This is a genomic window from Providencia huaxiensis (genome assembly GCF_002843235.3).
Classification (GTDB): domain Bacteria; phylum Pseudomonadota; class Gammaproteobacteria; order Enterobacterales; family Enterobacteriaceae; genus Providencia; species Providencia huaxiensis.
In genome coordinates this window covers 3,746,560-3,767,909 of the sequence record NZ_CP031123.2, presented here as the reverse complement: position 1 = coordinate 3,767,909, position 21,350 = coordinate 3,746,560, and the positions used below count along the sequence as shown (strand labels likewise).

Here is a 21,350-nt window from a genome sequence, read left to right as displayed (position 1 = left end):
TCTTATCACGAATAAGAGCCCTATTAATGGCTTCAATATTTAGATTATTAATATGCTGACTTTTCGACAGTTTGGTAGTCAAGAAACATGGATTAAAACACTCCACTTTTTAGGGGTTGTTGCCTCGTTGATTTTAATTGCGAGTATTTCTATTGAAACCTTTAATCATGACCCCTTTCTCAAGCGATCAATCTATTTTGATATTCAATTTTGGATCTGCATCTATTTTACCTGTGATTTTTTTATCTTTTTATTTATTTCAAAAAATAAAAAAAAGTTTGTTAAAAAATACGCGATTATTGTTCTGTTATCTATTCCATATTTGACTATATTGGATAACACCGCGATAAAATTTACTGAGGAGCAAATTTATCTTATTCGGTTTATTCCTTTATTTCGTGGTGGTGCAGCGTTTGTCATGCTTATGATGATGGTTGTTAAGCGAAATACGACAGCACTATTTTTATCTTATATGATTTTACTCTTTTCAACGGTTTATTTTATTAGCTTAATTTTTTATATTTTCGAACGGGGTCTTAATGTTGATGTTAAGACGTATGGGGACGCCATTTGGTGGGCCGCAATGACGGTTACCACGCTGGGTTCAAATATTATTCCAGTGACGAGTGCAGGGAAAGTGATTACAACTATTTTGGCAGCCACGGGTATGACCGTTTTTCCTATTTTTACGGTATATATCACTTCGATTATTAGTCGACTAAGTCAGTCAGAAAAAGAATCATCAAGACAGGTAAGTAAACTATGATTTCCTCTCCAAAAGTTCCTTTTATGCAGTTACCTACGATCGCATTTTTATTAGCTATTGCGTCAGGAATGCTCGATGGATATGCCTTCTTTACGACTAAATCATTCGCTACTTTTCAGTCAGGCAATATTATTATGTTAGGTTATGAGTTTGCTAAGCATGGCCTAACCGCAGTGATGCCTTATATTGTTTCCATTATTTCCTTTGGTGCGGGAGCAATGCTGTTGGCATGGATCCGCTACCGCTATAATACCGATGAAAAAACATGGACATTTACATTATTATCACTGGAAATTGTCCTTTTATTATTACTCATTGTTTATATTTTTTTCTTTAATGTTCACTCTAATGGGTTTCATGCTGTTTGGGCTCTTTCTTTTATTGCCGGAATGCAAGGTAATGCGTTTCATAAGATTAGTGGCATGCTATATGGCAATATTGCGGTTACTTTGAATGTACAACTAGGCTTTAGTTCATTGGCAGAGTCCATCGCATTTAAAGGCCAAGAAAGAAAAAGTGCGTTATATAAAAGTTATTGTTACTTTCTGACGCTATTGGGTTTTGCTGGCGGGGCTTTCATGATGGTGTTATTGGCTGATTATGTAAAGGAATATGCTTTATTTGCCACATTAATCCCACTATGTTTGATATTTTTCTTTGGCCACCAGTTTTCGAAAGAAAATAAAGGAATGCCAATAGATTCTAACTAGTTTGGGTGAAAGAGGCGGGGAGAGCCCCGCCTGCTAAGATGTTGTTACAAGGCGTGTTGGTGGTTGAGTGCTTCAACCGTTTTCTTGGCACCGTTATCACGTAGTGAAAGGTAGAATGCTGTCACCTTTTCAGTAAACAACGAATTATTAACCAGTTCTTCGGTGAACAAACTGTTGAGAGAAAGCAGTGCGCGAACACGGCTTTCATCATCAGTGCTATTTGCAACGAGCTCAGCTAATTTTACTGCCTGTGGGTCGCTGATTTGAATTTCTGCACCGAGATCATCTTTTCCGCTGACATAACGCATCCATCCTGCAACAGCCAAGGCTAAATAATCAAATGATTGGCCTTTTTTCAGATGTATTTGGATAGAATCGAGTAAACGTTGGGATAATTTCAACGTTCCATCCATCGCGATTTGCCAAGTACGATGTTTCAACCCCGTATTTTTAAAACGCTCAATCAGGGCATTGGCATAGGCAGGTAAATCCACATTTTTGATGGATAACGTTGGTGCCTGCTCATTGACCATCAGGTGATAAGCGGCTTTTTCATACGCGCTATCCTGCATGCATTCATTTATGTATTGGTAACCAGCTAAATAACCTAAATAAGCAAGGAAAGAGTGGCTACCATTTAACATGCGCAGCTTCATTTCTTCAAATGGAATGACATCTGTAACTAACTGAGCGCCTGCTTTCTCCCACTCAGGACGACCCGCGACAAAATTGTCTTCAATCACCCATTGGCGAAATGGTTCACAGGCAATGGCGACTTTGTCGACGATAGGGCCCAGTTGAGATTGAATTTTCTCTGCAGTGTCTGGTGTCATGGCAGGCACAATTCTATCCACCATGGTAGAGGGAAAAGTGACATTGGTTTCAATCCAATTTGCCAGTGCGATATCCTGTTTTGCAGCCATCGCTAAAATGACATTTTTCGTGATATGGCCATTTTCAGGCATATTATCACAGGACATGACTGTAAATGGTGCAATACTCAGTGCTTTACGGCGTTTTAAGGCTTCAACAATCAGGCCCGGCAATGATTTCGGGGCATTTGGTGAGGCTAAATCATGTGCGATTGCGGGGTTAGCAAAATCAATCGAGCCTGTCGCAGGTACATAGCAATAGCCTTTTTCAGTAACCGTCATGGAAACGATGGCAATGTTAGGGTCTAACATACGATTGATAACGGCATCAATTCCATGAATAGTCGGGTGTAATGCTTCTTTTACCACCCCCACCGTACGGGTTTGCCAGTTATCACCTTGCATTTCAACTACGTTATAAAGGCAATCTTGAGCGAGTAAATCCTCAATTTGTTGCTCACCACCGACTAAATTGACCTCACAAAAACCCCAGTCACTCTGTTGTTCTGTGGCTAAGATATCTGCAAAGATGGCTTGGTGGGCGCGATGGAACGCGCCGAAACCTAAGTGAAGCATTTTTACCTTTACCTGTTCCCTATCATAGCTTGGTACTTTGATAGTGGCGGGTAATTGGTTTAGGTTATTGGTTGACAGTTGCATATTTCACTTTACCTTTTTGTTGTTCAGCCTCTTCAACTGCATCCAACGTGCTGGTTAAATCACGATCTTTCACTTCAGGCATGATGATGGCACTGATTAATGAAATGGCGGAGTAAATGATGATCATGATAGCAATCGGCCACCAGCTTCCGGTGATGCTACAGAAAATACCTGCGAGAACTGGGCCTAAACCAGAGGCAATTAAGCCGCCAATTTCTTTGGCCACAGCCATACCGGTGAAGCGGTTACGTGAGTTGAACATTTCAGCCATCGTAATATTTTCTAAGGCAAATAATCCGAGTACTGAACAGTTATGAACGATAATAATACAGATGGTAATCAAGCTAACGCTGTTTGCGCCGTCCACAATGACAGATAACATCGGATAGGCGAGCAACATGGCAGATAAGCTAAGAATAATATAAGGAATACGACGACCAAATTTATCGGATATCAGACCAATAACAGGAATAGTCAGGAAACCGACAACCGAGCTGATCATGATTGCATCAGTTGGAATGCTTTTATCAAACAATAGGCTTTGAACTAAATACCCCGCTAAGAAAGTTTGAATTAACCCAGAGTTACCTGCTTGACCGAAACGAATACCAGTCGCTAACCAAAATGCTTTAGACTTGAACATGGCAAAGAAACTTTCTTTCGGTGGTGCTTGTACTGCAGTTTTGGCTTCTTGTTCTTCCGTATTTTGCACTTTCTCAAATACAGGGCTTTCTTTCAGGTTCAGTCGTAACCATACTGCAAACAGCATTACCACGAAGCTTGCCAAGAATGGTACACGCCAGCCCCACGCCAGTAAGTCTGATTTGTCTAACCAGAAGAACATAACCGCCCAAATCGCAGTGGCGCTTAATGTGCCGCAGTTTGTTCCCAGACCTACTAATGAAGCCACAATACCACGACGGCCTTTTGGCGCATATTCTGCCAGCATGGTTCCTGCACCTGAAATTTCAGCGCCTGCTCCTAAGCCTTGAATTATTCGCAAAAGAACTAATAATAGCGGGGCGAGGATACCTACCTGTGCGTAGGTCGGTAATACCCCGATTAGTGTAGTACACACCCCCATCATGGTGATGGTGATAAAGAGTACTTTTTTACGACCAATCCGGTCGCCCATTTGACCAAAGAAAACCGCACCAACAATACGTGCGACATATCCGGCACCGTAAGTTCCCATCGCAAGAATTAATGCCATTGAAGCGGATTGTTCAGGGAAAAATATTTCATGGAAAACAAGTGCTGCGCCTAACGAGTAAAGCTGGAAATCCATAAACTCTAGAGCGGTTCCTAGCCAGCCTGAAACGGCAGCTTTGGTCAGATCGCCAGAGTTGCGTTCCACTTTCCCTGATGGGTCAATTGACTGAGTATTCATATTATTATCCTATTAATCACGTAGGGTAGTATCCAAAATCGGATTTAGTTTTTTTAATTAAATTAAAAGGTTAAAAGAATTTTACAGCAGGTCTTCTGGTCTTTTTCAAAGGTTAAGATTGCCTCTTGCGCTTCAGTGAATGGGAACTGATGTGTCAAGATTTTCGTTGGGTCAATTTTTTTAGATTCTATCCAGCTAATCACCTCTGGGAATTTTTTGGCATTCAAGCGTGAAGAAAACAATGAAATCTCTTTGCTGGTGATACTTTGCTGTGTAACGGCACTTGCTTCACTTGAAAAGCCCATAATCGAAACTCTTGCTGCGGGGGACGCAATCAAGATGGCTTCTTGTAAGATAGCGGGGTGGCAAGCTGCATCAAGTACTAACGTTGGGCGAAGCCCCAGTGCTTTGAGTTGCTCTGGTAATGGGGTTTGTGAGTTATCAATGACAATATCAGCACCACAATCTTTTGCTCTTGCTAATCGCTCAGCCACGCGGTCAACCATAATTAAGGTTTTGACTTGGTAAACCCCTTTGAGAACCTGCGCACAGGTTAAGCCAATTGTACCTGCACCATAGACTAATGCGACATCATCTTGAGTTGGATGAACATGGGAAGTCACGTTGGCGGCAATAGAGTATGGCTCAACGGTAACAGCACATTCATCGCTGATTGAATCAGGAATGGTATAAGCATTGGCTGCAGGGACATTGACATATTCAGTGAACCCACCATCAGTATGAACACCTAATACTTCTAGTGTTTCACACACATTTGGTTTACCAATTGAGCATGGGTAACAATGACCACAGCTAAGGACCGGGTCGATAGAGACACGTTCACCAACGCGTTTGCTATCTACGTCTGAACCCACTTTTTCAATGACACCAAAAAATTCATGGCCAATCACACGTGGATACTTTGCAAATGGGTTATGGCCACGGTAGATATGGCTGTCAGAACCACAAATACCGGCTAAGCGAACTTTTACTCGTACTTGGTTTTCAGCCGGTTCAGGAACTGAACGTTCTTCAATCAATAACGTATTGGGTTCTTTAATTACTACCGATTTTACAGCTTTCATATTTGACTCCGAATAAAATAAAAATTACCAGTTCCACAACGTGCCGTCTTCGAGACGAGCGACTGGAAGATAAGCTGGGTTGTATGGGTATTTCGCTGCCAGTTTTTCATCAAAATCGATACCTAAACCGGGCTTATCACTTGGGTGCATATAACCATCGTTGAACGTCCAGTTAGTCGTAAATACGGACAACATTTCTTCGGAGTAGCCCATAAACTCTTGAACACCGAAATTGGGTACCCATAGATCAAAGTGTAAGGCGGCAGCATGGCAAATTGGGGATAGGTCAGATGGACCATGAGAACCGGTTCTGACTTGGTAAAGTGAAGCGAAATCAGCAATCCGGCGCATACCTGTGATCCCGCCAGCATGCGTGATTGTGGTGCGGATATAATCGATGAGTTGCTCTTCAATCAATTGTTTACAATCCCAAATGCTATTAAAAACTTCACCTACAGCGATTGGGGTGACGGTATGTTGACGAATTAATCTAAAACAAGCTTGGTTTTCCGCTGGTGTTGGGTCTTCCATCCAAAATAATCGATAATCTTCAATACTTTTACCGAAGCGAGCCGCTTCAATAGGGGTCAAGCGATGGTGCATATCATGTAAAAGGTGCTCATTGAAGCCATATTTGTCCCGTACGGCTTCAAACAGTTTTGGCATAAAGTCGAGATATTTTTCGGTTGACCAAAATTGCTCTTCAGGGTGATGGCCTTTTGTCGCTGGTTCGTAAGCAAGATTTTTCCCTTTGCTTTGCCCATATGTGGTTGCCATTCCTGGGATGCCGCACTGCACACGGATCGCTTTAAAACCTTTTTCTTTATATTTTGCGTAGTTATCTAGTGTTTCGGCAATATCGGTACCCGTGGTGTGGCAATAAACCATCACGCCTTCACGAGAAGCGCCACCGAGTAATTGATAAACCGGAAGGTTGGCAACTTTGCCTTTAATATCCCAAAGTGCCATATCAATCGCAGAAATAGCGGACATCGTAACTGGGCCTCTGCGCCAATAGGCTCCCTTATAGAAGAACTGATAAATATCTTCGATTTTATGTGGATCACGGCCTATCAACTGAGGACAGAGGTGATCTTGAAGATAGGATGCCACTGAGAGCTCTCTCCCGTTAAGGGTGGCATCACCTAGCCCATATACGCCTTCATCGGTGGTAATTTTTAATGTGACAAAATTACGACCGGGGCTACATACAAAGACTTCTGCTTTTATGATTTTCATTTTGGCCTAAATCCCTATTACTTGTTAACCAACTGATCAACCAAATTACCCATAATTACGCAAACTGGTTTATCCATTGGTTAACCAAATTTTCTTTTTTTCACTCTATCAATCGATAAATTAAAAAACAATGGCTAAAAAGACGACAATAAGTGAATCTGATCACAAATTGGTTAACTAATTTTGCGGAAATAGTGGATAAATTGGTTGACCATTGAGGTGAGGGACGATAATCTACAATGGAAGAACTAAATTTAATTCGACAACGCGTTGTACATATATATGAAAACTCAATACCGCTCGTACCAATACCTAGGTCAGCAGTTAAAAGAGCTCATTGCATCTGGTGAATATCCGATAGGAAGTCGTTTAATGCCGGAGCGTGAGATCGCTAAAAAATATGATGTTAGTCGCTCATTGGTACGTGAAGCACTCATCATGTTGGAAATTGAAAAATTGGTTTCTATCAAGAAAGGTTCTGGTGTTTATGTCATCAACCACCCAGATCTGTTAATTGATGAAGTTAAAAGTTTAGACCATGGCCCTTTTGAAATACTGCAAGCTCGCCAAGTGATTGAAAGTGCGATAGCTGCATGTGCTGCTTTGTCAGCAACAAAAGCCGATATCCAAGAGATCCGCGCATTATTAGAAGATGAGCGAATCAAAGTCGCGAATAATGAAAGTGACGATGCTAATGATCATAAGTTTCATGTGTTGATTGCTCGCGCAAGCAAGAACGACATGATGGCGAAGATTATTGATGATATCTGGGCTGTGCGGTTACAAAGCCCTATGTGGGATAAACTACATGAGCATATCGACAATACGACTTACCGGAAGAAGTGGTTGATTGATCATGAAAATATTTTAAATGCACTACAAAAACGTGATCCTGAATTGGCTAAAAAAGAGATGTGGCAGCATTTAGAGAATGTCAAAAATACGCTAATGCAGCTTTCTGATTTTGATGACCCCAATTTTGATGGTTACCTATTTGAAACAATTCCTTATCAGACTATTTTTGAATAATCGAAGGAGAAGTACTCATGGAGCATACGTGGCGTTGGTACGGCCCTAATGACCCTGTTTCTTTAAGTGATGCTAGGCAAGCAGAGGCGACGGGGATCGTCTCTGCGCTCCACCATATTCCTAATGGTGAAGTTTGGAGTGTCGAGGAGATTTTAAAGCGTAAGGCTATCATTGAAGATGCTGGGTTAGTTTGGTCTGTCGTGGAAAGTATTCCTGTTCATGAAGATATTAAAACTCAACAAGGTAATTTTGATCTCTATATTCAAAATTACCAACAAAGTATTCGTAATTTAGCATCCTGTGGTATTAAAACTATTTGCTATAATTTTATGCCAATTCTAGATTGGACGCGTACTGACCTTGCTTATACCCTACCGGATGGCTCCAAAGCGTTACGGTTTGATAATATTGCTTTTGCTGCGTTTGAAATTCATATTTTAAAACGTGAAAATGCGACGGCGAGTTATTCAGAACAAGAAGTTAAAGAAGCGGCAGAGTATTATGCCAATATGTCATCTGATGATATCGAAAACCTGATTAAAACCATCATTGCAGGGTTACCAGGTGCGGAAGAAGGTTATACATTAGACCAATTCCGTGAGCGCTTGGCGCTGTATAATGATATTGATGAAAATCAGTTACGTGAGAACTTAGGTTATTTCTTGCAGAAAATCGTCCCTGTCTGTGAAGAAGAAAATGTGGTTTTAGCTATTCACCCTGATGACCCTCCACGACCAATTTTAGGCCTGCCACGTATTGTTTCTACCATTGAAGATATGCGGTTTATTAAGCAAAGCTGCGATAGTATTCATAATGGGTTTACTATGTGCACAGGTTCTTATGGCGTAAGAGCCGATAACGACCTAGTAAAAATGATTAATGAATTTGGTGATCGTATTCATTTCACACACTTACGTTCAACGGTGAGAGAAAACAACCCAAATACCTTCCATGAAGGCAATCATATTGCAGGTGATGTCGATATGTTTGAAGTGGTTAAAGCCATTTTAGCGGTTGAACAAAAACGCCATGCTGCGGGGCTTGCACCGATTCCAATGAGACCAGACCATGGTCACCAAATTTTAGATGATTTGAAAAAAGTGACCAATCCAGGCTATTCCGCCATAGGTCGCTTGAAAGGTTTAGCGGAAGTTAGAGGTTTAGAGCTCGCAATTAAACGTATGTATTACCCTGAATTACTGAAAGTCTAAAGACTATCTCGTTATTAACGATATCTGCTTTTCATTTGGTATTTTGATTGTACCAAAGGGACTGTTATACCCCTAAAGAAGCAAAACTGTTATTTCATTATTACGCGACTAAATAGTATTTGGTCGCGTATTTTATTGACTATAAATGCTTTTTATATTTATCTTTATCTAAAAGACACAGTAGATATGGCATTAAATATATTTATGTTTTTATTTCTTTCTTATTGAACAATGACAATAAAAAACACCTTGAGATAAGGGGGTAATACCCATTCCTGTTGTAAATAAAAGGCTGTTTGCATCATAAGCTTGCAGTCATAATCACTTCAAACGTCAACTTCACTATTTTTATCCTAGTGATAACAATTTATTTATATCAAATAAAACAATCATCATCCTGATTTACATTTACCTTGATCTACTACGGGTTAATGGAATGGATAATTCAGGGGCTAGAGTAGCCTCAAGGTGACTTTTGTTTTATCCTGAACGTTAGAGAACCGCTTTCGCGGATATAAATATGATGAGCAAAAACGCTTTCGAGAAAATAAATAGCCTTTTCTCGGGAATTGTCGTTATAAAAAAATAGAAAAGAGAGAACGCAATGGGTATTCGTATCGTTCCTAAAGAAGAGTTAGGACAAGAAAGATTGAAAGAAAAGGGAATTGGTTTTATTCCACCAGTTCTGTTTCCTAACTTAAAAAGCTTATATCAGCGCCGTGCTGAGCGGCTCAAAGAACTTGGTGCGGGAGAACATCCTTTTGCAGATTATCTGAATTTTGCTGCTGAAGTGGCAACTGCCCAAAATAATGCGCAGCATGATAATCCATTAGAAATGGATATGGCATCTATCCTTGAGCGCTCAACAAATACCAATAATTCGCCATTAGATGCAAAAACATTTCCGCGTACAACGCATTGGCACAAACTATTGACGGCAATTATTGCCGAATTAATGCCAGTTGTGCCTGAGTCTGTACGTCCTGCATTAGAAAACCTGAATAAAGCCTCTGAAACCGAACTTGAAGCCATGGCAACTGCGTTGCTAAATGAAGAGTTTGAAAAAGTGCCTGCGGATAAATCGATGTTTATTTGGGCTGCATTATCGGTGTATTGGGCGCAAATGGCTGCAAATATCCCTGGTAAGGCACGTGCGGAACATGGCGATCATCGTCATTTCTGCCCTGTATGTAATAGCATGCCAGTGTCGAGTATTGTGCAAATTGGCACCTCACAAGGTTTACGTTATTTACACTGTAATTTATGTGAAACCGAATGGCATATGGTGCGCGTAAAATGCAGTAACTGTGAGCAAACAGGTAAATTAAATTATTGGTCATTAGATGATGAAAATGCAGCAGTTAAAGCTGAAAGCTGTGGTGATTGTGGTAGCTATCTGAAAATTCTTTATCAAGAAAAAGATGCCAAAGTTGAAGCTGTTGCTGATGATTTAGCATCAATTATTTTAGATGCTCGCATGGAAGAAGAAGGCTTTGCGCGCAGTAGTATTAATCCGTTCTTGTTCCCTGGTGAAAAATAAGCGGTAAAAGAGAATTGTGACTATGGCTGAATCAGACTTGGCTTTATATCGTCAACTTCCTGCTATTGATAAATTATTGCAGCTCGATGAAGTGCAGATATTGGTTGAACAATCAGGGGCTCATTGGGTCACTGCATGTTTACGTGAGATGCAAGAGCAAGCTCGAACCTGTATTGCACAGGCAGGGAAATTACCTGCTTGGCAGGAAGATTGGGTAAAAGAGTTAGCTCAACGCCATCAAGCTTTAGGGCAAAGCGCGCTAAAAAACGTGTTTAACTTGACCGGTACGGTGCTACATACCAATTTAGGTCGTGCGGTAATGTCAACCACAGCGGTAAATGCAGTTAGCCAAGTGATGAGTTCGCCTGTCACATTAGAATATTCTCTAGATGGTGCGATGCGTGGGCACCGTGACCGTGCGATTGCTGATTTGCTGTGTGAGCTCACTGGCGCCGAAGATGCCTGTATTGTTAATAATAATGCGGCAGCCGTTTTATTATTGCTAGCAACGGTTGCAAATGGTCGACAAGTTATTGTTTCTCGTGGTGAATTAGTTGAGATTGGTGGGGCTTTCCGTGTGCCTGACGTGATGGCGCAGGCTGGCTGCCAATTAGTTGAAGTGGGGACAACGAATCGGACTCACTTACGTGACTATGAGAATGCGATTAATGATCAAACTGCACTATTAATGAAAGTGCATACCAGCAATTACAGCATTGAAGGATTTACGGCTGAAGTTGAAGGTGAAGAACTCGCAGAGTTAGGTCGAAAGTACCAATTACCTACAGCAATTGATTTAGGTAGTGGCTCGATGATTGATATGACGGCTTATGGACTACCCGCAGAACCGATGCCACAAAATTACCTTTCTCAAGGAATTGATTTAGTTTCAATTTCTGGAGATAAACTTCTTGGTGGCCCACAAGCAGGGATCATTTTAGGGAAGAAAAAATGGATTGATGCAATTCAAAAACATCCATTAAAACGTGCTTTACGGGTTGATAAAATGGTTTTAGCTGCGCTTGAAGCGACACTAAAGCTGTATCTAACTCCCGAGAAACTCACAACAGATTTACCCACATTGCGTTGGTTGACCCGAGACCCGGAGACGATCCGTGGTAGTGCAGAAAGCATTGTTGTTGCTCTACAAGCCTTTTACGGTGATAAATTTATTGTTGAAGTGGAGCCTTGCCTCTCACAAATAGGGAGCGGCTCACTTCCCATCGACCGGCTTCCTAGCTTTGCGGTAACATTTACACCGCTAAATGGAAAAGGTAGCACATTAGAGCAACTCGCTACGCAGTGGCGCCAGTTACCTCAACCTGTGATTGGGCGTATGAAAGAAGGTAAATTGTGGCTTGACCTGCGCTGTCTTGATGATGAACACGCATTATTACAGGCCTTACTTTCATGATTTTTGCGACAGCTGGCCATGTTGACCATGGTAAAACTTCTTTAATTCAAGCGATTACTGGCGTAAATACCGCGCACCTTCCTGAGGAAAAAAAGCGCGGTATGACCATTGACCTAGGGTATGCCTACTGGCCACAGCCAGATGGAAGCTCTATTGGTTTTATCGACGTTCCAGGACACGAAAAGTTTTTAGCCAATATGTTGGCTGGGATTGGTGGCATAAACCATGCACTTTTGGTTGTTGCCTGTGATGATGGAGTAATGGCGCAAACCCTTGAACACCTTTCTATTTTAAGGCTAGCGGGTTGTGAAAATGTCAGTGTCATATTGACGAAGGCGGACAGAGTCGATCATCTGCGAATTGAACAAGTGACTGAGCAAGTCACCTCAGAGCTGTCTCAGCAAGGTTGGCCTGACGCAAAATTATTTATTACTTCTATCGAAGATGGCCGTGGTATTGATGTGCTGCGGTTATACCTACAACAGCTTCATCAGCAAAGTGGTTCACATCCCAATATCCAACGTCGTTTTCGTTTAGCCATTGACCGCGTGTTTTTGGTAAAAGGCGCAGGGGTTGTGGTGACTGGCACCGCGTTAGCGGGAAAAATTCAGGTTGGCGAGTCACTTTGGGTGACTGGAGCGGATAAGCAAGTTCGTGTCAGAGGTATTCATCGGCAAAACCAAATATCTGAATTCGCTGTTGCAGGTGATCGCGTAGCCTTAAACTTGGCGGGCGACATTGATAAAGAAAATATTACCCGAGGTGATTGGTTACTTGCAGAGCAACCTGCGTTTATTGCAACACGGGTTATTGTCGAATTGGAATGCGATACATTAATTAAGCACTGGCAGCCTGTGCATCTATATCATGGTGCAAGTCATATCACTGGGCGAGTGTCATTATTAGTGGAGCAAGGGGAAACCCCCGTGCTTGCTGAGTTAATTTTAGATACCCCATTATGGTTAGTAGAGAATGACCGGTTAATCATCCGTGATATTAGTGCTCGGCAAACGTTAGGTGGGGCTCGCGTGATACGTTTGGTTTCCCCACGCCGAGGTAAAAGGCTCCCAGAGTTTTTGGATTGGTTATCTAGGCTTTGCCGAGAACAAGACGAACTGGCTCACTTTAAGTTACAGCTTCCCCAAGGTGAACTTAATTTACGGGATTACAGTTGGGCGCGGCAACTCACCCATGATGCATTAGATAATTTATTGGCACAAATGGATGTGGCGCGTGTGGGCAACTATGTTTTATCCACATTTAAAGCGCAAATAGCGAAAGACCGTATCGTTCAAGCACTTGAACAATTTAATGAAATACACAGTGACCAAATCGGTGTGGGCAAAGCACGTTTGAAACGTATGGCTTTGCCTTCAATGAGTGAGGCGTTAACATTTAAATTCATTAATGACCTAATTGATGAAAACGTTATTAAGCAAACTCGAGGTTGGTTACATATGCCTCAACATGGGCTGGTATTTGATGCGCAACAGCAGTTAATTTGGCAGCAAATACACCCATTATTTTCACGTAATGAGGCGTGGTGGGTTCGTGATTTAGCATTAGAAAGTGGCCATGAAGAAGATACGATACGTCGAGTTCTAAAAAAGGCGGCGCAAATGGGATTAATTACAGCGATAGTTCGTGACCGCTATTATAGCCATGAGCAAATTAACTATTTTGCTTCACTGATTCATCGTTATTGCTTAGAAAATGAGGTCATTTTTGCCGCTGATTTTCGTAACGAACTAGGGATTGGCCGGAAACTCGCCATTCAAATTCTTGAGTTTTTTGATAAAAGCGGTTTTACTCGTCGTAAAGGCGATGGGCACCATTTACGAGACAAAGGTATTTTCGTTGAATAAATTGAGTGTTTGGATCCGTTATAGTAGTGCCTCATAGCAACCTCCAATATTAAACTTGTGGTAAAACTGATGAAGAAAACGTTATTTGCAGGCTTTTATCTGGCATTGATCTTTATTGGCTCCCTTTTCTTAGTTTTTGAAAAAGGCAGCGTAATGTATCCTGCACTCATATCGGTCAGTGTATATGCCGTTTTATTCGGTATTTTAATGGTGTTAACAGCTCGCTGGTTATTTTCTGCGGTGATCACCAGTACATTATTTATCACCATAAAATTCCTGAATCAGTTAAAAGTTCATTATTACAAAGAACAACTCTTCTTTAGTGATATCAACATCATGACGGACACTTCCAATATGGGGACTTTAGGCCACTATTGGTTAGCGGGTGTCGCCTTGGTTGGGTTGCTTATATTATTAGTCATTAATGGGGTTATTAGCTGGCGGTTGCTCAAACCGAGTCAATCAAAAATTACTCGCGTCATTGGTGTTGTTCTTATTGTTGCAGGTTACTTCGGTATTAACTTAACAAGCTCACATTATTATGACAGATGGTCTCAGACGTTGCCAAAAGGCCGTGGGACAGTGACCAATATTATTATGTCGGCACAGAATGCGAGTTACCAATCCCCTGAGTTTGCAGGTTCAGCCGATTATTTTGTGGAAAAAGCAGCGGCAGTTTCCTTAGAAAATAATGCGGTATCAGAAAAACCAGACATTGTTTTATTATTGCAAGAATCTACCGTTGACCCACATGTTTATGATTTACCTGAAGGAACCAAGCTTCCTGATTTATTCATGTTCCAGCAAGATAGTGGCGTGAGTGCGCATAGTCAGATGCGGGTGCAAACTTTTGGCGGTGGGACTTGGTTATCTGAATTCTCAGCGCTAACTGGCTTAAATAGCGATGATTTCGGTGCGCAAAAAAGTGGTGTGTTTTATTTTATCGTTGACCACCTTAAAAATAGCCTATTCAAAGAAATGAAGGCTAATGGCTATTATACAGTGGTACTTACCCCCTTTAATAAAGGTGCTTACCACTCAGGCCATGCTTATGAAACGCTTGGGGTTGATCGAATTATTCAACCACAAGAACTCGGCTATCCAGGTAAACTACAAGATAACTTATGGACGATCAGCACCGATGACATGCTGAAATACGTGAAAGAAATCTTATCTAAAGAAACAGATAAACCCGTATTTATTTTCTCTCTTACAATGTATGAGCATGGCCCTTACAAAGAGAGTCACAGTGATGACTATGGCATAAAAGACAAAATTAAAAACCCCGATGCTGCAGGCGAATTTAGCCATTATATGGACAAAATCGTAACCTCAGATACATCAATACGTGATTTTGCTGAATTTATTGAAAAACGTGAGCGCCCGTTGATGTTTTTATACTTTGGTGACCATCAGCCAGGCATTAGTTTAAATCAGTATAATTCTTCATTTTCATCACCTGCTTATCCCCCCTGTGTCAGGATAGTTGTCGCCTCAGTTTTTCATAAAAATATAACAGGGAGCGGTAAGTTAGATATTAGTGAAGCATTATCCTGAAGATCATAAGAAAGCCATCATTAGAAAGCTGGTTGAAAGTGGCTTATCATTACGCCAATTCGCAAAGCTAGAAAGTATCAACTTATCTACTTTGTATTCATGGCGAGATAAGTATTTAAAAGCAGGTTCTAGTTTGGCTGATAGCAATAGTTCAGATGGTTGGTCACCAGAGCAAAAGTTCTCAATTGTTTTAGAAACAGCAGCATTGAGCGAAATTGAGTTAAGTGAGTATTGCCGTGAAAAAGGGCTTTACCCTGAGCAAGTTAAAGAATGGAAGCGAAGCTGCATTGCAGGCAATCAAACTAAAGCCCAGCAACGTAAGCAATTAACCCAAGAGCGAAAGGATGATCGTAAGCGGATTAAAGAGTTAGAAAGAGAGTTAAAGCGCAAAGATGCTGCGCTTGCTGAAACGGCAGCGTTGTTGGTGCTCAGAAAAAAGTTAAATGCCTACTGGGGGGAAGACGAGGACAATTAACCTCACTCACAGATAGGCAGCATTACGCATCTCTGATTGATGAAGCAGTCGGCTCAGGTGCTAGAAAAGAGAAAGCCTGTGAAGAAGTTGGTATGTCTGTACGCACATTACAACGCTGGCAGGAAAGCGGTGAAATCAGTGGTGACAAAAGACCTACAGCTGATAGGCCAGAACCGAGTAACAAGCTCACTGAGGAAGAGCAGCAAGCGATATTAGCTACCTGTAACCAAGAAGAATACGCCAATTTAGGGCCAAGTCAGATAGTGCCAATGCTGGCAGATAACGGGCAATATCTCGCGTCTGAATCGAGCTTTTATCGTGTGTTGAAAGCCAATGACCAGCTAGCCCATCGAGGTAAAGCAAAACCTAAAGGTAGCCGAGCTAAACCTAAGGGGTACACAGCGACAGCGCCAAACCAAGTGTGGACTTGGGATATTAGTTACTGCCCGTCAACGGTCATTGGTCGGTTCTTCTACCTCTACATGATAATCGACATCTTCAGCCGTAAGGTTGTCGGGTGGGAAGTTCATGACAGTGAATCAGGTGAACATGCTGCCCAATTGCTTGAGCGCACGCTCTGGTCTGAGAAATGCGTTAAAAAAGACGTGGTATTGCATTCAGATAACGGTAGCCCGATGAAATGTTTGACGATGCAAGCCAAAATGCTTGATATGGGTGTCATTGGCTCTCGTAGCCGCCCCGGTGTCAGCAATGATAATCCGTACTCAGAATCATTGTTCCGCACGGTCAAATACAGTCACCGCTGGCCAAGCGAAGGCTTTAAAAGCCTTGAAGATGCAAGAGCTTGGATGAAAGGCTTCGCTCAATGGTACAACACTGAGCACAGGCATAGTCGCATCAAATTCGTGACACCAGCGCAACGCCATAATGGTGAAGATAAAGCGATATTGGCAAGACGCCATGAGCTATATACCAAAGCGCAAAAAAAGAACCCTAACCGCTGGTCAAAGGGTATTAGAAACTGGGAGGAAATCGGTGATGTGAAATTAAACCCAGAGAACAAAAAAGAAGCTGCTTAACAGCTCAGGCGACAACTACCTTGAAAAACGCCGTATCTAACACAATTTACTTTGCGAGATAATTTAAAATCAGGGGCTGCGATAAAAACGGGCCAGTTAACGGATATTTCCTTCTTAGGCGGAATTTTATTAGAAAGGGCAAATCTAAAAATCTCTCCATTTTATGAGGCCAACATCAAAATGCGTCACTTATGTGACGGCAAGTTGAATGATTGTGAAGATCAAAAGCTACTTGATAGCTACCGCAACTATGTTTATGGAACTTTAGACGCAGCCAATGCGAATAAAGGTGATATTCAGTAAAATGTTATTATCAGCCGTAGATATTTATGATATTTACGGCTGATCCCCTCTTTTTTGCTATTCCCTACCTTAAATCTTAATATTTTCTTAAAAACTATTATTTTTTTACGCTTTCTAGTTTTAATAATAAAACCATTCGTTGTTTTTTTTGTCTTAATTTTAGTTAATTTTTCTGTGAAATTAGGTGCTCATTTAGAGCTTTAGAATAGTTTAACGCTAGAAGACAATGAATATGAAATATTTGGTCACGGGAAGTGCAGGTTTTATTGGTTTTAAGCTTTGCCAACGTTTATTAGAGAATGGGCATGAGGTTGTCGGAATCGATAACTTAAATGCGTATTATGATCAGGGGCTTAAGCAATCCCGCTTACATTTACTGGAACAGTTTCCTTTATTTCGCTTTATTCATCTTGACCTTACTGATCGTGAAACTGTTCGGGTATTATGTACCCAAGAGCAATTTGACCGAGTCATTCACCTAGCGGCACAAGCGGGAGTCCGTTACTCATTGGAAAACCCATTTGCTTATGCAGATAGTAATTTGACCGGCCACCTCGCTATTCTAGAAGGCTGTCGCCAAGCAAAAGTAAAACATTTGGTCTACGCCTCTTCAAGTTCGGTGTACGGCGTAACTGATAAGACGCCATTTACCACTGACATGGCAACTGATCACCCGATTTCCCTCTATGCGGCGACAAAGAAAGCTAATGAATTAATGGCGCACTCCTATTCACATTTATACCAGCTACCGACCACAGGACTGCGCTTTTTTACAGTGTATGGCCCTTGGGGCCGCCCAGATATGGCTCTATTTAAATTCACCAAAGCTATTTTGGCGGGCGAGCCTATTGATGTCTATAATAACGGCAATCTCAGTCGTGATTTCACTTTTGTTGATGATATTGTCGAAGGTGTGATCCGTATTTCAGATATAATTCCACAAGCAAACCCGAATAATCATTCGGCATCACCGGCAGAAAGCAGCGCGCCATATCGAATCTATAATATTGGTAATGGGCAGCCCGTTAAGTTGATTGAATTTATTTCTGCATTGGAAAAGGCACTGGGTAAAGAAGCGATTAAAAACTTTTTACCGATGCAAGCGGGTGATGTGTACACCACTTGGGCAGATACGGAAGACTTGTTTAATGTGACAGGTTATCGCCCACAAGTTTCTATTGAACAGGGTGTTCAGGCATTTGTTGATTGGTACCGTTCTTATTATCATCAATAATATCAATAAGCTGTAACATCTTTAGCAGGATTTGAGAGGCAAGTTTGAAAATAGCAATCGCAGGAACCGGCTACGTTGGCCTATCTAACGCCATGTTGCTGTCACAACACCACGAAGTGGTTGCGGTGGACATCATCCCTGAAAAAGTGGCGATGTTAAATAACCATCAATCACCCATTGTTGATGCAGAAATTGAGCAGTTTTTAACGGAAAAGACCCTCAATTTTCGCGCAACAGAAGATAAAACTGAGGCCTATACAGGGGCTCAATATGTGATTGTGGCGACACCAACCGACTATGACCCAAAAACCAATTACTTTAATACTCAATCGGTTGAGTCTGTTATTCATGATGTGAATACAATCAACCCTGAAGCGACGATTATCGTGAAATCCACTATCCCTGTGGGCTTTACTGCACGGTTACGTGAAGAATTTGGCTATACCAACGTAATTTTCTCTCCTGAGTTTTTACGTGAAGGCCGTGCCTTGTGGGATAACTTACATCCTTCCCGTATTGTGGTGGGAGAGCGTTCAGAGCGCGCGAAAATTTTTGCAGATTTGCTGCTGGAAGGTGCGATTAAAAAAGACGTTCCCGTGTTATTTACCGATGGCACCGAAGCCGAAGCGATAAAACTGTTTGCCAACACTTACTTAGCGATGCGTGTGGCGTACTTTAATGAGCTCGACACCTATGCAGAAAGCCGCGGTTTAAATGCACGCCAAATTATTGAAGGGGTATCTTTAGACCCACGTATTGGTAGCCATTATAACAACCCCTCATTCGGTTACGGTGGTTATTGTTTACCGAAAGATACCAAACAGTTGCTGGCAAACTACGATGATGTGCCGAATAACTTGATTAACGCCATTGTGGAATCGAACCGTACCCGCAAAGACTTTATTTCCGATGCAATTATTGCTAAAGCACCGCGTAAAGTCGGTGTTTATCGCTTAGTGATGAAAGCAGGGTCAGACAACTTCCGCGCTTCAGCAGTGCAAGGCATCATGAAACGTATTAAAGCTAAGGGAATTGAAGTTGTCGTTTATGAACCCGTAATGAAAGAAACCGAATTTTTCCGTTCTAAAGTAGTCAATGACTTAGCGGAATTTAAAGCTCAATGCGATATCATCTTAGCAAATAGAATGGTACCTGAGATCGAAGATGTAGCCGATAAAGTCTATACCCGCGATTTATTTGGTAACGATTAAAACGCGTTTATGGGGTAGGTTGGCATCGTGCTAACCTACCTCTGTATATTAAGACCTAATAACCTTATCTATTTTGTGCCATAGTGCACAAGTTACCTATTTTTAAACGCTACTCTGCAACAATCGCTAAGAAATGTTGTTTGCCATTTGCTAGCATCCGTCAATTGATTAAAAATTGGCTATTTTGTTATGCAGAAAATCATAAAAAAACAAAGAGACGGTTTTATCACCTTTCAAAAAGAAGGTGAGATAGATTTTTGGCAAATTGTTAATGATTATATTGATGGGAAGATCACCGGTAAGAATTTAAGTAGCGGAAATATCGATAGAAGCGTTGCTCGCATTCAAGTTAATGGGCAAAATTTTATTATTAAATGTGAGAAAGAACGTGATAAGCGTTTTGAAAAACGGTTGATGCGTATTATTTCAGGCCCTTTTTATTCACAGTTATTAATGCGATTAGTCTCTGCTCAAAACAAAGGCTGTGTGGTAACCAATGACATCTATTTCGTTGCTGAAAAAATGGTCGGTCGTGAGTCAGTAGAAACATGGATTATTGCTGAGTATGTAGAAGGAACTGTTTTATCTGAAATTGATGATATCAAGCCTTACTATACAGAGATGAAAGCCATTATAAACCAATTACATAGATATGGTTTATCTTCTAATGATATCCATGCAGGGAATTTTGTTATAACCAATGAAGGGCTTAAGGTTATTGATTTATCAGACTATGGTAATTTTGCTATTTGCAAAGCGAATGATTTAATTGCATTACAGCGTTTTTACGATATCGAACCCGATAGTAAAAATTTTGCTTATCGATTTATTCGTTTCAGAGATAACTTCCGTCATTGGTCAAGAAAAGTAAGAGGGAAGAAAACTCGGCTCTAGTGTGTTATGCCAAGTTTTCATTACAATAAAGTTATCGAAACAGCAAAAGCTATCGATCACAACAAAACTATTGATAAAGCGCATCTAAAAATTCAGGGATAAAACTGCCCGTCCCATGGCAACGCTGGGTTGCGGCTTCTCCGGCTTGTTTCATGATAGCGCAAGCCGCGGCAACATTCTGCAGCCTATCACCCGGTAGAGTGCAACATGCAGCAACCACCGCGGAAAGAGCGCATCCCGTACCGACCACTCGAGTCATTAAAATATGGCCGCCAGTAACCGCGAAGGTGCGTGTTCCATCAGTGATGTAATCCACTTCCCCGCTTATCGCAACAATTGTCTTAGCTTGTCTCGCTAATAATTGTGCTGCGGGAAGGGCGTCATCAGTGGAGTTAAGGGAATCAACGCCTCTGCCGCCAGCACTGCTTCCTGCCAATGCCATAATTTCAGAGGCATTACCGCGAATAGCAGCAGGCTTGAGAGCCAGCAATTCATGGCAAAAATGGGTGCGAAAGCTGAGTGCACCTGCGGCAACAGGGTCAAGTACCCAAGGTTTTTTCGCCTGCTCCGCACTGTTAACCGCACATTTCATCGCATATCGGCGCTCAGTGGTTAATGTGCCGACATTAATTAGTAAGCCATGGGCGATAGCGGCAAACTGCTCCGCTTCTTCAGGTTCAATGACCATGGCTGGGGAGCAGCCGAGTGCTAACAGGACATTGGCAGTGAAGGTCTGAACAACGTCGTTTGTCATGCAATGAACCAGAGGGGATTGAGATGCAAGTTGCTGTAGTACCAGTGATTTCGTCGTGTTGCTGATGTGTTCAAATTCTAACATGATCCCCTCATTGATAG

The 21,350-nt window shown here is 41.6% G+C and carries 17 protein-coding genes and 1 pseudogene; 13 read left to right on the top strand and 5 right to left on the bottom strand.

Annotation, left to right across the window (positions count from 1 at the left end):
• Positions 1–52: 52 nt before the first annotated feature.
• Both CYG50_RS19250 and CYG50_RS19245 read left to right on the top strand, forming a co-directional pair.
• Complete coding sequence (locus tag CYG50_RS19250) at positions 53–766, top strand: potassium channel family protein (protein ID WP_102140037.1); 714 nt, start codon at positions 53–55, stop codon at positions 764–766.
• Complete coding sequence (locus CYG50_RS19245; RefSeq protein WP_102140036.1) at positions 763–1,476, top strand: YoaK family protein; 714 nt, start codon at positions 763–765, stop codon at positions 1,474–1,476. Before CYG50_RS19250 ends, CYG50_RS19245 begins: the two co-directional genes overlap by 4 nt.
• A gap of 44 nt (positions 1,477–1,520) precedes the next feature.
• Here the strand turns inward: CYG50_RS19245 and CYG50_RS19240 are convergent, their stop codons facing one another.
• The 4 genes from CYG50_RS19240 to manD all read right to left on the bottom strand — a co-directional run bounded on the left by CYG50_RS19240 (position 1,521) and on the right by manD (position 6,722).
• Positions 1,521–3,008 carry a mannitol dehydrogenase family protein gene (locus CYG50_RS19240; protein WP_102140035.1) on the bottom strand — a complete coding sequence of 496 codons (1,488 nt, stop codon included), beginning with the start codon at positions 3,006–3,008 and terminating at the stop codon, positions 1,521–1,523.
• Positions 2,989–4,398: an MFS transporter gene (locus tag CYG50_RS19235; protein ID WP_102140034.1), complete on the bottom strand. Its 1,410-nt coding sequence runs from the start codon at positions 4,396–4,398 to the stop codon at positions 2,989–2,991. The genes CYG50_RS19240 and CYG50_RS19235 overlap by 20 nt, the downstream gene beginning before the upstream one ends.
• A gap of 62 nt (positions 4,399–4,460) precedes the next feature.
• Positions 4,461–5,483 (bottom strand): Zn-dependent oxidoreductase, encoded by a 1,023-nt coding sequence (locus CYG50_RS19230; RefSeq protein WP_102140033.1) that lies wholly within the window; start codon positions 5,481–5,483, stop codon positions 4,461–4,463.
• 24 nt (positions 5,484–5,507) lie between these two features.
• Positions 5,508–6,722, bottom strand: coding sequence for a D-mannonate dehydratase ManD (gene manD / locus CYG50_RS19225; RefSeq protein ID WP_102140032.1), 1,215 nt, complete (start codon positions 6,720–6,722; stop codon positions 5,508–5,510).
• 282 nt (positions 6,723–7,004) lie between these two features.
• Here manD and CYG50_RS19220 point away from each other — a divergent pair, with 282 nt between their 5' ends.
• The 11 genes and pseudogenes from CYG50_RS19220 to CYG50_RS19170 all read left to right on the top strand — a co-directional run bounded on the left by CYG50_RS19220 (position 7,005) and on the right by CYG50_RS19170 (position 20,495).
• The gene (locus CYG50_RS19220) at positions 7,005–7,751 is read left to right on the top strand and encodes an FCD domain-containing protein (RefSeq protein ID WP_004906196.1); all 747 of its coding nucleotides are present in this window, start codon (positions 7,005–7,007) and stop codon (positions 7,749–7,751) included.
• Between the two features lie 17 nt (positions 7,752–7,768).
• On the top strand, positions 7,769–8,962 hold the full coding sequence (uxuA, locus tag CYG50_RS19215; RefSeq protein ID WP_102140031.1) for a mannonate dehydratase: 1,194 nt from the start codon (positions 7,769–7,771) through the stop codon (positions 8,960–8,962).
• Positions 8,963–9,566: 604 nt separating this feature from the next.
• Complete coding sequence (gene fdhE, locus CYG50_RS19210) at positions 9,567–10,502, top strand: formate dehydrogenase accessory protein FdhE (protein ID WP_102140030.1); 936 nt, start codon at positions 9,567–9,569, stop codon at positions 10,500–10,502.
• Positions 10,503–10,524: 22 nt separating this feature from the next.
• A complete protein-coding gene (gene selA, locus CYG50_RS19205; protein WP_102140029.1) occupies positions 10,525–11,916 on the top strand; it encodes an L-seryl-tRNA(Sec) selenium transferase in 1,392 nt (463 codons plus the stop codon).
• On the top strand, positions 11,913–13,781 hold the full coding sequence (gene selB / locus CYG50_RS19200) for a selenocysteine-specific translation elongation factor (protein WP_102140028.1): 1,869 nt from the start codon (positions 11,913–11,915) through the stop codon (positions 13,779–13,781). The genes selA and selB overlap by 4 nt, the downstream gene beginning before the upstream one ends.
• A gap of 69 nt (positions 13,782–13,850) precedes the next feature.
• On the top strand, positions 13,851–15,338 hold the full coding sequence (locus CYG50_RS19195; RefSeq protein WP_238706815.1) for an LTA synthase family protein: 1,488 nt from the start codon (positions 13,851–13,853) through the stop codon (positions 15,336–15,338).
• A protein-coding gene (locus CYG50_RS19190; RefSeq protein ID WP_374189495.1) for an IS3 family transposase occupies positions 15,322–16,853 on the top strand; the annotation gives its coding sequence in 2 pieces (ribosomal slippage) (positions 15,322–15,784 and positions 15,784–16,853; 1,533 coding nt in all). Before CYG50_RS19195 ends, CYG50_RS19190 begins: the two co-directional genes overlap by 17 nt.
• Positions 16,854–16,886: 33 nt before the next feature.
• Positions 16,887–17,156 (top strand): annotated as a pseudogene (locus tag CYG50_RS19185) (LTA synthase family protein); the annotation flags it as partial.
• A gap of 232 nt (positions 17,157–17,388) precedes the next feature.
• A complete protein-coding gene (locus CYG50_RS19180; protein WP_102140576.1) occupies positions 17,389–18,390 on the top strand; it encodes an NAD-dependent epimerase in 1,002 nt (333 codons plus the stop codon).
• A 44-nt stretch (positions 18,391–18,434) separates the two neighbouring features.
• Complete coding sequence (locus tag CYG50_RS19175; protein WP_102140573.1) at positions 18,435–19,601, top strand: nucleotide sugar dehydrogenase; 1,167 nt, start codon at positions 18,435–18,437, stop codon at positions 19,599–19,601.
• Between the two features lie 189 nt (positions 19,602–19,790).
• The gene (locus CYG50_RS19170; RefSeq protein WP_102140572.1) at positions 19,791–20,495 is read left to right on the top strand and encodes a lipopolysaccharide core heptose(II) kinase RfaY; all 705 of its coding nucleotides are present in this window, start codon (positions 19,791–19,793) and stop codon (positions 20,493–20,495) included.
• Between the two features lie 67 nt (positions 20,496–20,562).
• On the opposite strand, the gene thiM is transcribed toward CYG50_RS19170, so the two are convergent.
• A complete protein-coding gene (gene thiM / locus CYG50_RS19165; RefSeq protein WP_102140571.1) occupies positions 20,563–21,333 on the bottom strand; it encodes a hydroxyethylthiazole kinase in 771 nt (256 codons plus the stop codon).
• Between the last annotated feature and the right edge of the window lie 17 nt (positions 21,334–21,350).

Coding starts and splice junctions, on each gene's coding strand:
- CYG50_RS19245 (WP_102140036.1), top strand. CDS start 763: ATGATTTCCTCTCCAAAAGTTCCTTTTATGCAGTTACCTACGATCGCA.
- CYG50_RS19180 (WP_102140576.1), top strand. CDS start 17,389: ATGAAATATTTGGTCACGGGAAGTGCAGGTTTTATTGGTTTTAAGCTT.
- CYG50_RS19250 (WP_102140037.1), top strand. CDS start 53: ATGCTGACTTTTCGACAGTTTGGTAGTCAAGAAACATGGATTAAAACA.
- selB (WP_102140028.1), top strand. CDS start 11,913: ATGATTTTTGCGACAGCTGGCCATGTTGACCATGGTAAAACTTCTTTA.
- CYG50_RS19235 (WP_102140034.1), bottom strand. CDS start 4,398: ATGAATACTCAGTCAATTGACCCATCAGGGAAAGTGGAACGCAACTCT.
- CYG50_RS19170 (WP_102140572.1), top strand. CDS start 19,791: ATGCAGAAAATCATAAAAAAACAAAGAGACGGTTTTATCACCTTTCAA.
- manD (WP_102140032.1), bottom strand. CDS start 6,722: ATGAAAATCATAAAAGCAGAAGTCTTTGTATGTAGCCCCGGTCGTAAT.
- fdhE (WP_102140030.1), top strand. CDS start 9,567: ATGGGTATTCGTATCGTTCCTAAAGAAGAGTTAGGACAAGAAAGATTG.
- thiM (WP_102140571.1), bottom strand. CDS start 21,333: ATGTTAGAATTTGAACACATCAGCAACACGACGAAATCACTGGTACTA.
- CYG50_RS19220 (WP_004906196.1), top strand. CDS start 7,005: ATGAAAACTCAATACCGCTCGTACCAATACCTAGGTCAGCAGTTAAAA.
- CYG50_RS19230 (WP_102140033.1), bottom strand. CDS start 5,483: ATGAAAGCTGTAAAATCGGTAGTAATTAAAGAACCCAATACGTTATTG.
- CYG50_RS19240 (WP_102140035.1), bottom strand. CDS start 3,008: ATGCAACTGTCAACCAATAACCTAAACCAATTACCCGCCACTATCAAA.
- selA (WP_102140029.1), top strand. CDS start 10,525: ATGGCTGAATCAGACTTGGCTTTATATCGTCAACTTCCTGCTATTGAT.
- CYG50_RS19195 (WP_238706815.1), top strand. CDS start 13,851: ATGAAGAAAACGTTATTTGCAGGCTTTTATCTGGCATTGATCTTTATT.
- uxuA (WP_102140031.1), top strand. CDS start 7,769: ATGGAGCATACGTGGCGTTGGTACGGCCCTAATGACCCTGTTTCTTTA.